Genomic DNA, 10982 nt, shown 5'->3' with positions numbered 1-10982 from the left:
CTGCCTTGTGCAGTATCGTGTGCACCGCGCGTGCTATCGCAGCGGCGAAGACGTTCTATTCGGGATCTTCGAAGCTTCGATATGCCTCTCGAGGTCCGTTATCCGACGCGCAACGTCGCTGCATGGGTCAAAGTTCAGTGCTTCATCAAACCGCAGAATGCCTTGCCAGAGCCATCTAAAGAAGCTCGTCTCAGCAGTCGGATCCTGCGCTGCCGGAGCCTTCACATTTGAGTTGGTCATCTCTTTTCCTTTCACGACTTCGTGGATTCCGGAGCACGCGTTTCATGTCTGGACAGCGGCGCGCTTCACTTCGCTCCCTGGGCCACGACGCAGCAGGTCAAACGCCATGATGTGGCTCGCACCCGAAATGCCGACGCCGTAGAGCGGGATCAGCGCCATGGGCAGCGTCTGGATGCCGGACATGCGGGGGTCGTTGAGGAGGAAGAAGGTCAGCCCCGTACCGACCGCCACGACAAAATCAGCAAAGCCGAAGATGTGGAAGGCCAAGTACCGGTTGCGACTCTCGGGCAGAAGTAAAACGCCGAGGGCCAAGAACCCCGCGATGAGGTCGCCCCACCCCGCGTTTCGAACAAAGGCTTCCGGGAGGAGGTCGTGCGCCCCATACCAGAAGAAAACCAACGCGGCCGCGATGCGCCAGATATGAAATGCCGTTATCGATCGTAGACCGATGGCTTCGATGTATGCACGGAAGCCATCGGACATTGCGTAGATAATAATAGGCACCACAATCCCCAAGGCGATGATGGCAGCCAGAAACAGCGGGGGAATGGCACGATAGAATCCTGCCTCCGCGGCAAAGGCGACCGCCAATCCCCAGATGGCCAGCACAACCAGCAAGACGCGCGTCCCGCGGCGTTTGCGGAGCTCGAGTTCTCGATCCATGACCTATCTCCTTTTAGGTGTAGTTACACGTACTTGAGCACAAAAATGCGTGACGCTTCTTCCCGCTCGTCAGGCTGATAAGAAGTCCAGAGTTGGTCTGAGCTCGTCCCAACGATTGGCGCCTATGCGGCGGTTGCTTTCTTTCTGGGCCTTCCGCCAGAGGGGCACCGCTTGTTTCAGGAGTAGCCGGCCTTTGGCCGTCAGCGTCAGACTACGAATACGACGATCTCGCACGTCCGGCTGGATCGCAACGAGCTTCATGGTTTCGAGCGGCTTCAAGTTGCGCGTGAGGGTGGTGCGATCCATACCGAGCAGATCGGCCATGTCGCTGATCGGCACCGGCTCGTTGCGCTTCAACGCGGACAGGATTGTGAACTGTCCGGACGTGATGCCGATGGGCTTGAACATCGCGTCGTATCTCCGCGATGTGGCGCGGGCGGCCCTGTTCAGGCCGAGACATACGCAAGCCCTGTAGAAATCCGTCGCTGTAAGATCGTCCTGTTTCATCCGTTCACCCTAAAGCGTCCCCTTCCTCTTATCCTCAGTCAGCTTCAGAAGCGGCGGCGACTTGTACAAATTTTCCGGTTGAACTCTTTCCCAAAGGCTCCCCTTCCCAAGCTCTCTTCCCAACTGATCTTCCCGCCGAAGCCACTGTTCGACACTCCTGATTCGATTGGGGTGAATTTCATCCAGCAACCCGTAATCCCTCTGGACGACTCCGTATTTCCAGACGTTCCAGAACCCGGTGAAGTTATCCCGGAAACTCATGGTGCTTTTGTCGTTGGGATCCGCGTTGTATCCGGCGGGCAAGTCAGCGGCCGCCTTCAGCGGGCCATTCCAGTACGCGTCCAAGTCCGTATCTATGTATTGAGCCGGATGCCCCGTCACCTTCGCGAACGCCGCAGCAAGTTTCTGATACTCGACATGCTCGATGGCGACTTCGAGATTCATGCCATTCGCCCGCTCCGGGTTGTCGAAGAGCCAGCGGGCATAATAGCCACAATCATCAAGAGCAACGTGCGGCACGGCTCCGTTGCCGAGCGGAACTCGCCACGTCACGACACCATCCTCCACAGAAGGAGTCATGGGCGTCATCGCCGAGATTGCCATCTCCATGTATGGGCCAGTGGTGAACACCGCCGCGCCCATCCTGTCTTTGTTCGCTTGGTTTTGAAACAAGATCCATTCGCCCATGCGGCCCTTGCCGTCATAGTGACCCGCACGGAATCTGGAATCATAACCGGACTTCTTGAGCGCGTAGTCCAGATTTCCATAGACAAAGAACTTGATCCCTTCTTCCACGGCTATCTCGTAGCTGCGGATTGCCCAATAGGTCTCCGCCTTCTCGCCGGTGTTGAACCCATCGATATTGACGTATGCCCCGTCGCAACCGCGGAAGCCTTCCCGCAATATGGCCTCGTCCGCGAACGTTCCCTCCAGGATGGACACGTTGCCGAGTGCGCGAAGGGCATTTGCCCGTCGGGAGGCAGGGTCGCGGCTAAGGGCTCGGACAGAATATTTCTTGTCAGCGACCAGAGCGCCGATGACGGGCAAGCCCTGAGCGCCCGTGCCGCCGATGACGAAGATCTTGGAGGTGCTGTGCGTGGGCATGGTTATCTCCACAGGTTTTGAGCCGATTGGCAGCGGCGTCGCGGCCGGCCAACGGGAGCCTCGCCTGGTGATCGGGCGTTTCGCGGTCATTCGAAACGACGGCACTCGTCACTGGACCATAACTCTTATAATAAGAGTGACTCAGAAAAGCAAGAAAGTCTGGCTCGTCTCACGCTTCGTTGAATTTGCCGTGTTGCCGACCTAAGTTGGCTCTTATGATGAGAGCTGCGCGACGATGATCCTCGCGTAACTGGAAATGGTTGATGCGCTCGAAGGGTTTCGACGGAATGGTATGCTCGATCGCCGGCGTGATGGCGGTGATCGGCGATCGTTGGGGTCTGCTGATCCTGCGCGACCTTGTCCTCGGTCTCGACCGATACGAGGACTTTCGCCAATCGTCTGGCGCGACCAATGCGACGCTCAGCGACCGGCTGAAACACCTTGAGGCCAATGGCCTGATCGAGCGGCGGCGCTATCAGGTAAATCCGGAACGATTTGAATACCTGTTGACCCAAAAGGGCTGGCAAATCGCCTCTGTGATGCCGGTGCTCGCGCAGATCGGGGATCGCTGCGACGTCTCTGGCGCTTCAGCGCCGCCGCTGAAGTTTGTCAATCGAAAGACCGGGGCCGACGTCGAGTGGAGTTTCATCGACAAGAACACTGGTGAGCAGCTCAGCGCCCTGGATCTCGCAATCAAAGAAGGCCCCGGTGCGGACGATTTGGTTCGCTGGCGGCTGTCCCACACTGAGCGTCGCCACAAGCAGAAGGTCGATGACGGCGTCGTCTCGCGAAGCGGCACGCCGACTATGCAAGGGGCGAAGCTCAGGCCGCGCGCGGCTCGTAAAGGTATTGAAGAAGAAAAGCTCACGCGGAGGGTAAGGAAGAAGCCCACGCAGAAGGCGCGACGATAGAAGGCACGGATATTGGCCCTTAACCGTCAAAGCCCGTCGAGGAACCGCTCCAGCGCTGCGTTGGTCTCAGCTGGTGCTTCCTGCTGCACCCAGTGGCCGATACCTGGGAGAATGACCGATCCGCGAAAGTCGGTGCAGCCGATCCCGGGGTTCGCATAGAGATCCATGCCGGGAATGAACGCGCGAACCGCGTCGCGCTCGCCGGCCACAAAATACGATGGCTGCGTCACGGGCTTGTTGGCAAACTCCGCCAATTCTCTAAAATCGATATCCTGTGCCCGGTAGCGATTGAGCGGGCCACGGAAGCCGCCGGCGCGAAATGCGTCGACATAGACCTGCAGGTCCTTTTCGCTCATCCAGTCCGGAAACGGCTTCGGATCGATCATCCCGTCAAGCAATTTCGCATCCACCGGTTTATGATCGAGCCACTTGTTGAGCGGGGCGCCACCTGAGATGGCGAAATAGAGTTTTCGCAAAGCGACGCGGATGTCGGCCTCGAGCTCTTTCTCCGCCACGCCTTCGTCCTGGAAATAGAGCTGATAGAAGAAGCGGTCCTTGTAGGTGGCTTTGAACGTGTCGAGAAGCGGCACGGGTCGTCTGGGAATGTAGGGAACACTGAGGCCGGCGACCGCCGTCACCTTGCTCGGGTAGAGCAGCGCGGTATTCCAAACCATCGGCGCGCCCCAATCGTGACCGAACAGGATCGCCTTGCCGTCACCCAACTGATCGACCACGGCGGCGATATCGGAGGCCAGATTGCGAATGGTGTAGGCGGCAATCTCCTGCGGCTTGGAGCTCTGCCCGTAGCCGCGCACGTCGAGCGCCGCCACCTTATAGCCGCGCGCCGAGAAATGATCGATCTGGTGACGCCATGAGTACCAGAGCTCGGGAAACCCGTGAACGCAGACGATCAGGGGACCGCGGCCGGCGACGGCCACATTGAGGTTGATCGATCCGTTCCGCACCGTGACGAAATCCATGACGTCCTCGCAGATTTCCGTTTTCGCTTTACTCAACTGCAGCGTGGATGCCTGGGTCAAGCCAGGCGTGGCTACATCTGTAACGGCGGAGAGACCTCATCCACACAGAGGGATCGTGCGGAGTGCGCCGTTCTTTCCACGTCATTGCGAGGAGCGAAGCGACGAAGCAATCCATCTCGCCGCTTGTGGAGGCATGGATTGCTTCGTCGCTGTCGCTCCTCGCAATGACGGTGGGAGTTGCGCCGCCTGCGCCTACTTCCCGTGCTCTTCACGCATCTTGGCCTGGATCTTGGCCATGCCGCCGATCCAGCGGTCGTAGTTCTCGGTCTTCTTGCGCATGTAGCCGAGCACCTGCGGGTGCGGCAGGATCAGGAAGGTTTCTTGCTCGATGCCGCGCAACGCGTCCTGCGCAACCTGTTCTGCCGTGAGGTCGCCGTCGCCGGATTGCGGGCCCTTCGGGATCGAGCGCAGCATGTTGGTGTCGACCCCCTGGGGGCAGAGGATCGAAACCTTGATGCCGTCGGCGCGATGCGAGATCGCGAGGTTCTCGGCAAAGCCGACCGCGGCGTGCTTGGTGGTGGAATAAGCCGGGCTGCCGACCTGCGACAACAGGCCGGCCGCCGAAATGGTGTTGAGGAAATAGCCTTCGCCGCGCGCCTTCATGCGTGGAACCAGATGCCGCGCGGCATAGACATGGGCCATCACATGGATCGCCCAGCTTCGCGCCCAGGGCTCATCGGAGGTGCCGCCGGCGTTCACGGAGAGCGGATCGAAGCCGCCGCCGATCCCGGCATTGGAACAGAACAGCGCGATCGGGCCGAACATCCGCTCGGTCGCCTCGATCACGTGCAGAACATTCTTCTCCTGCCCGACATCGCATTTGAACGCCGCGCCGCCGACAGAGGCTGCGACCTTCTCCGCGGCCGCATGGTCGAGATCGACCACCACCACCTTGGCGGCACCCGCGCGATGGAACACTTCGCACAATGCCTTGCCGATGCCATTGCCGCCACCGGTGACGACCACGACTTTTTCTGCCACCTGCATGGCGCCCTCCCGATTTTTAATTGTCAGCGCCTCAACTCGCGAGCACGAGGTCGAGGATCGCCGTATAATGGCAGGCCGCGCCAAGCAAGACAAAACAGTGCCAGATCGCGTTCTGGAAGCGCAGCCGCTGCCACGCGTGGAATATCACGCCGAGACTGTACAGGACGCCGCCCGCGACCACGAACCACAGTGCCATCGCCGGCAGCACCTTCACCACCGCATCATAGAGCATCGCCCCGCTCCAGCCCATGGCGAGATAGAGCCCGACCGACAGCCGGTCGAAGCGGCCCGGCAGCGTCAGTTTCAGCACGATGCCGACAATCGCGACGCACCAGACCCCGATCAGGAGCGCGATGGCAAAATAGCTCTCCCGCAATTCCATGATGAAGGGCGTATAGGTCGCGGCGATCAGGACATAGATCGCCGAATGGTCGAACCGGCGCAGCACCCATTTGGCGCGCGACACCGGCCAGAGATTATAGGTCGCCGACAGCACCAGCATCGCCAAGAGGCCCGCAACGTAGACCGAGACCACCGCGACATCGCCCGGTGTCGCGTAGATAGCCGTCAGCACGATCAGCACGGTGGCGGCGATCAGGCCGAAACAGATGCCGACGACATGGACGATGCCGTCGGCGATCAGTTCGGCGCGGTCATAGTTCCAGATCACGGCACCGGCCGCGTGGATCGAATTGGAGGCGAGTTGCTTCAGTCGGAATATCGTCATGACCAGTCGGCGCGCACAGTAGAAGCGAGGGGACATCGGCGTTGGGAGGTTAGCCGATCTAGTACCCTATCGTCGTGGCTGTTTTTTGAACCGGCGATGAACGGGGCCGCCAGCGGCAGACTGACGAAGTGCTTGATTTTGGCCCATCAATTGCCATTTTGCGGATAATCGTTCGCCAACTGCCCTCCTCCCGCCCGGGTTGCTCCTCGCCTGCATGGCCCTCAATCTCACCGATATCGTCGAGGAAGCGCGCCTGTCGGCGCGGGCGCTCTGGGACTATGGCGACAGTTTCTTCAACCCGACCGTGCGGCTCGGCGTCACCGGGCTATCGCGTGCCGGCAAGACGGTGTTCATCACGGCGCTGATCCATGGATTGACCCGCGGCGGCCGCTTTCCGGTGTTCGAGGCCTATGCCTCGGGCCGGATCGCCCGGGCGCGTCTGGAGCCGCAGCCCGACGATGCGGTGCCGCGCTTCGACTATGAGAACCATGTCCGCACCCTCGTCGAGGAACGGCGCTGGCCGAACTCGACCACCGACATCAGCGAGCTTCGCCTCGTCATTGACTACCAGCGGCAAAATGGCGCGGACCGCACGCTCACCCTCGACATCGTCGACTATCCCGGCGAGTGGCTGCTCGACCTGCCGCTGCTGAGCAAGAGCTTTGAGCAGTGGTCGGCGGAGAGCCTTGCGCTTTCACGCGAACCGCTTCGCGCCGAACTCGCCGCACCCTGGCATGAGCATCTGAAGACGCTTGATGCCGAAGGCCGCGAGGACGAGCAGGCGGCGCTTAAGGCGGCGAAACTCTTCACCGACTATCTTCGTGCCTGTCGCGACGAACGCTTTGCCATGAGCCTGTTGCCGCCCGGCCGCTTCCTGATGCCGGGCAACCTCGCCGGCTCGCCGGCGCTGACCTTCGCGCCGCTCGAGGTTCCCATCGATGGCAGCGCGCCCGACGGCTCGCTATGGGCAATGATGCGGCGGCGGTATGAGGCCTACAAGGACGTCGTGGTGCGCCCGTTCTTCCGCGATCATTTTGCGCGGCTCGATCGCCAGATCGTGCTGGTCGATGCGCTCGCCGCTTTCAATGCCGGGCCGGAGGCGCTGCACGATCTCGAAGCCGCGCTGGCCGGCATCCTGGATTGCTTCCGCATCGGACGCAGCACGATCCTGAGCGCGCTGTTCCGGCCGCGGATCGACCGCATTTTATTTGCGGCAACCAAGGCCGATCATCTGCATCACCAGAGCCATGACCGGCTGGAAGCGATCCTGCGGCGCACGGTGGCGAAGGCCGCCGACCGCGCCGAATTTGCCGGCGCCGCAATCGACGTGGTGGCGCTCGCCGCGGTGCGCGCGACCCGCGAAGCGCAGGTGGCGCGCGGCCGCGAAAAGCTGCCGTCGATCCTGGGCACGCCGGCGCCGGGCGAGACCGCCAACGGCGAGGCCTTCGACGGCGAGACTGAGGTCGCGACCTTTCCGGGCGACCTGCCCGCCGATCCCGAGGAACTGTTCAGGGGCACCTTCCGCGGCCTGTCCAGCGCGACCGCCGACAAGGCCGATTACCGCTTCCTGCGATTTCGGCCTCCGAAGCTGGTGCGGGAGGGTGACGAGGAACCCGCCCTGCCCCATATCCGTCTTGACCGCGCGCTCCAGTTCCTGATCGGAGACCGACTGCAATGAGCGAGAAAACGCCCCATCGGCGGCCGGCGACCTTCAAGCTCGACGACCCCTCCGTAATCGTGATCGACGCGGACGAGAAGGGCCGGCCCGCCCGCGGCACCATCCAGATCACGCCGGAGCCCGACCCGGCGCTGTTGCCGGTGCCGGTCGATGCGTCGCTTGCGCCGGCGCGCCGCGGCTTCCGCTGGGGCACGCTGTTCTGGGCCGCGGCCGGTGGATTGATGCTGCTCGGCGCCGGCCTCGGCGTCATCCACCTGATCGAGGATCTGTTTGCGCGCAACCAAGGGCTCGGTTTCGTCGGACTCGCATTGGCCGTGGTCGCGACGGTCGCGTTGCTCGTCGTCATCGGCCGCGAGGCCTTTGGACTAGCGCGGCTGGCGACGATCGAGAAACTCCATCTGCGCGCCGCTGACGTGCTGCTCAGCGACGACCGCGCGGCAAGCCGCGCGATCGTGAATGATCTGCTCAAGCTCGCGCACGAGAACCCGCAACTCGCCCGCGCCCGCGCCACGCTGCAAGGCCATGCCGATGACATCATCGACGGCGCCGACATGATCAAGCTCGCCGAGCGCGAATTGATGACGCCGCTCGATGAGGAAGCGCGCCGGCTGGTATCATCGGCGGCGCAGCGGGTCTCGGTCGTGACGGCCGTGAGCCCGCGTGCGGCGATCGACGTGCTGTTCGTGTTCGTAGCGGCGCTGCGCATGATCCGGCAATTGGCCTATCTCTATGGCGGCCGGCCCGGCGCGCTCGGCATGTTCAGCCTGATGCGCCACGTGATCACGCATCTGGCGATCACCGGCGGCGTGGCCGCCAGCGACAGCGTGATCCAACAGATGCTCGGCCACGGCATCGCCGCCAAGCTCTCGCAGCGCCTCGGCGAAGGCGTCCTCAACGGCCTCCTCACCGCCCGCCTCGGCCTCGCCGCGATCGAGGTGACCCGGCCGTTGCCGTTCACCGCATTGCCAAGGCCGGCGCTGGCTGATCTTGCAAAGGACTTGCTGCGCAAGCGCGACGACGAAGAGCGTGGCGCGGGTTGATGTGCCCTCGCCCCTTGTGGGAGAGGGCTGCTCCGGCGCCAGCAACGAACTCGGTCGGGTGAGGGGTCTCTCTCCACATGCATGGGCGCTCGCGGAGAGAACCCCTCATCCGGCAGCCTTCGGCTGCCACCTTCTCCCACAAGGGGAGAAGGTGCAGGTCGCGTCCGGCGCGAGCAATATCGCCAGCACGCGCCAGCGGAAGAGCGGCGAATCCGGTGGCGGCGCGAGTTCGGGGGTGTAGCCGGTCAGCTTCTCAAGCAAAAAACTGTCCATCACCATGCCCCGCCAGACGCGCTCGACGCGTTCGAGCGGCTGGCGCACGGCGCCTGCCGCATCCAAAAATGGCATCTGGCTGTCGAGCTCGCGCACGACATAGATGCCGGCGTGATCCCTGATGCGGTCCATGCCGGGATCGCGGAAGCCCTGGAAGCGGCCGCGCTCGTTGAGCTGGACCACGGACACGCGGCCATTGAAGAACCAGCGCAGCATCGCATAGGTGCGGTAGTCAGTGGTCGCGATCCAGCTCGCGCCCTGCTTCTGCAATTGATCTTCGACCCGCGCGGCGAGCTGCTCGTAACCGGCTTCGCCGCCGATCGGATCGGTGCGGCCGATGAAATTGAAGGGCGTCGCGACATAGTAGACGAACACGCAGATGACGAAGGCGATGCCTGAGATCACCGCGATCCGCGCCCAGGAGATGGTCGCGCGGATCATCCATTTCGGCCAACCTTCGCGCGGGAGCATGGCGATGTTGATGGCGGTGGCGGCAAAGCCGGCGGGCCACAGGAACATCGGCCAGGTGTCGCCGACCCGCAGTGTCAGCGACTTCCACAGGAAATAGAAGAACGGCACGATCACCGCGGTCGAGAGCAGGATCGCCACCGGCTCGCCGGTGCGATAGCCGCGCCATGCGGTCAGCGTGATGCCCGACAGCACCACCGGCAGCACCACGAATCCGACCAGGCCGAGCTGCAGCGCGAAAAACTCACCCAGGGTGCGGAGCGAGAACGGATGATCGGCGGTGGCGCGCACCGACTGGAAGCGGAACGAGGCCCAATCATGCTGGAAATTCCAGATCAGCACCGGCGAGAACACGAGGATCGCGATCACGACGGCAAGATAAGGATAGGGGCTGGAGAGCCAGCGCCACCGCCAGGACGGCACCAGTATGAACGCCACGACTGCCGGCAGCAGCATGATCGCGGTGAATTTCGAGAGCAGCGCAAGTCCACCGAACAGGCCGGCGGCGAGCCACCAGCGCGGCTCGCCGCTTTGGGTGAGCCGCACCAGCGACCACAACATCGCGACCGCAAACGGGATCATCGCGATGTCGGGCGCGACCTTCGCCATCAAGAGGCCGTAATAGAGCGCGGCCTCCGGCAACAGCAGCGCCAGCACGACCGCCCTGAAATCATGGGTAACGCGGCGGACGATATCGGCGAGCAGGAGCTGGGTCACGAGCATCGCCAGAATGCCGGCAAAGCGCGCCCCGAGATTGGTGTCGCCGAAGATCGCGGTGCCGAAGCGGATGAACCAGGCGATCATGGGGGGATGATCGAGGAACGACAGCACGTTCTCCTTCGACCAGGTCCAGTAATAGGCCTCGTCCGTGCGCAGGTCGAGCACGGCCGCATAGATCAGGCGCAGAACCGTCATCGCCGCGATCAGGGCGATCACGACGGGCCATGACGGCGCGGAAGGATAGTCGTCCGGCGTTGCGCGGCCGGTTTTGAGCGGGATATTCGTCACGGCCGCGCTTTTCCTAGACTCCCAGCGGGGTGTCAACGTGTCGCGGGAAAAGAATGATAGGCGGGCGTTCCGGAAGACCGGCTCATGACAGGTGTGTAATTTGGGCGCGACTGGAGCAGCGAGCTCCCACCTCTCCCTTGGGAGAGGTCGGATTTCACGCGGCACGCGTGGAATCCGGGTGAGGGGTCCAGGTCTATCTGTGGGCGGACGTTCCTCGAGAGGCCGGGACCCCTCACCCGGATTGCATCTGTCGATGCGATGAGCAACCGGCGACATAGGTAACAGTTCAGACCGACGACATAGGTAACACAATTCTCGTTTCGTTCAGGTCTGTTG

General features: G+C 62.5%; 10 protein-coding genes. 3 read left to right on the top strand and 7 right to left on the bottom strand.

What is annotated here, in order from left to right:
• Positions 1–282: 282 nt before the first annotated feature.
• The 3 genes from AC5ZG1_RS20685 to AC5ZG1_RS20675 form a co-directional block, all read right to left on the bottom strand.
• Positions 283–903, bottom strand: a complete 621-nt coding sequence (locus AC5ZG1_RS20685) for a DUF8737 domain-containing protein (RefSeq protein ID WP_456643632.1) — start codon at positions 901–903, stop codon at positions 283–285.
• 69 nt (positions 904–972) lie between these two features.
• Positions 973–1311 carry a MarR family winged helix-turn-helix transcriptional regulator gene (locus AC5ZG1_RS20680; RefSeq protein WP_456643633.1) on the bottom strand — a complete coding sequence of 113 codons (339 nt, stop codon included), beginning with the start codon at positions 1309–1311 and terminating at the stop codon, positions 973–975.
• 108 nt (positions 1312–1419) lie between these two features.
• Entirely contained in the window at positions 1420–2514 is a 1095-nt protein-coding gene (locus AC5ZG1_RS20675; RefSeq protein WP_496133915.1) for an NmrA family NAD(P)-binding protein, read from the bottom strand.
• Positions 2515–2777: 263 nt separating this feature from the next.
• Between AC5ZG1_RS20675 and AC5ZG1_RS20670 the strand changes: the two genes are divergently transcribed.
• Positions 2778–3425 (top strand): winged helix-turn-helix transcriptional regulator, encoded by a 648-nt coding sequence (locus tag AC5ZG1_RS20670; RefSeq protein WP_496133914.1) that lies wholly within the window; start codon positions 2778–2780, stop codon positions 3423–3425.
• A gap of 26 nt (positions 3426–3451) precedes the next feature.
• On the opposite strand, the gene AC5ZG1_RS20665 is transcribed toward AC5ZG1_RS20670, so the two are convergent.
• From AC5ZG1_RS20665 to trhA, 3 genes are all read right to left on the bottom strand, one after another.
• Entirely contained in the window at positions 3452–4405 is a 954-nt protein-coding gene (locus AC5ZG1_RS20665; RefSeq protein ID WP_496133913.1) for an alpha/beta fold hydrolase, read from the bottom strand.
• A gap of 252 nt (positions 4406–4657) precedes the next feature.
• Entirely contained in the window at positions 4658–5452 is a 795-nt protein-coding gene (locus AC5ZG1_RS20660; RefSeq protein ID WP_456643637.1) for an SDR family oxidoreductase, read from the bottom strand.
• Between the two features lie 31 nt (positions 5453–5483).
• Positions 5484–6179, bottom strand: a complete 696-nt coding sequence (gene trhA / locus AC5ZG1_RS20655) for a PAQR family membrane homeostasis protein TrhA (RefSeq protein ID WP_496133912.1) — start codon at positions 6177–6179, stop codon at positions 5484–5486.
• A 214-nt stretch (positions 6180–6393) separates the two neighbouring features.
• Here trhA and AC5ZG1_RS20650 point away from each other — a divergent pair, with 214 nt between their 5' ends.
• Complete coding sequence (locus AC5ZG1_RS20650; RefSeq protein ID WP_463328149.1) at positions 6394–7857, top strand: YcjX family GTP-binding protein; 1464 nt, start codon at positions 6394–6396, stop codon at positions 7855–7857.
• Positions 7854–8897: a YcjF family protein gene (locus AC5ZG1_RS20645; RefSeq protein ID WP_496133911.1), complete on the top strand. Its 1044-nt coding sequence runs from the start codon at positions 7854–7856 to the stop codon at positions 8895–8897. The genes AC5ZG1_RS20650 and AC5ZG1_RS20645 overlap by 4 nt, the downstream gene beginning before the upstream one ends.
• A 105-nt stretch (positions 8898–9002) precedes the next feature.
• Here the strand turns inward: AC5ZG1_RS20645 and AC5ZG1_RS20640 are convergent, their stop codons facing one another.
• On the bottom strand, positions 9003–10553 hold the full coding sequence (locus tag AC5ZG1_RS20640; RefSeq protein WP_496134004.1) for a glycosyltransferase family 39 protein: 1551 nt from the start codon (positions 10551–10553) through the stop codon (positions 9003–9005).
• Between the last annotated feature and the right edge of the window lie 429 nt (positions 10554–10982).

The sequence above is a fragment of the Bradyrhizobium sp. Leo78 genome (genome assembly GCF_059512425.1).
This window is presented reverse-complemented; position numbering and strand designations above follow the sequence as displayed.

Excerpts from the sequence above, each read along its gene's own strand:
- AC5ZG1_RS20685 (WP_456643632.1), bottom strand. The coding sequence starts at position 903 with ATGGATCGAGAACTCGAGCTCCGCAAACGCCGCGGGACGCGCGTCTTG.
- AC5ZG1_RS20680 (WP_456643633.1), bottom strand. The coding sequence starts at position 1,311 with ATGTTCAAGCCCATCGGCATCACGTCCGGACAGTTCACAATCCTGTCC.
- AC5ZG1_RS20675 (WP_496133915.1), bottom strand. The coding sequence starts at position 2,514 with ATGCCCACGCACAGCACCTCCAAGATCTTCGTCATCGGCGGCACGGGC.
- AC5ZG1_RS20670 (WP_496133914.1), top strand. The coding sequence starts at position 2,778 with ATGCGCTCGAAGGGTTTCGACGGAATGGTATGCTCGATCGCCGGCGTG.
- AC5ZG1_RS20665 (WP_496133913.1), bottom strand. The coding sequence starts at position 4,405 with ATGGATTTCGTCACGGTGCGGAACGGATCGATCAACCTCAATGTGGCC.
- AC5ZG1_RS20660 (WP_456643637.1), bottom strand. The coding sequence starts at position 5,452 with ATGCAGGTGGCAGAAAAAGTCGTGGTCGTCACCGGTGGCGGCAATGGC.
- trhA (WP_496133912.1), bottom strand. The coding sequence starts at position 6,179 with ATGACGATATTCCGACTGAAGCAACTCGCCTCCAATTCGATCCACGCG.
- AC5ZG1_RS20650 (WP_463328149.1), top strand. The coding sequence starts at position 6,394 with ATGGCCCTCAATCTCACCGATATCGTCGAGGAAGCGCGCCTGTCGGCG.
- AC5ZG1_RS20645 (WP_496133911.1), top strand. The coding sequence starts at position 7,854 with ATGAGCGAGAAAACGCCCCATCGGCGGCCGGCGACCTTCAAGCTCGAC.
- AC5ZG1_RS20640 (WP_496134004.1), bottom strand. The coding sequence starts at position 10,553 with ATGACGGTTCTGCGCCTGATCTATGCGGCCGTGCTCGACCTGCGCACG.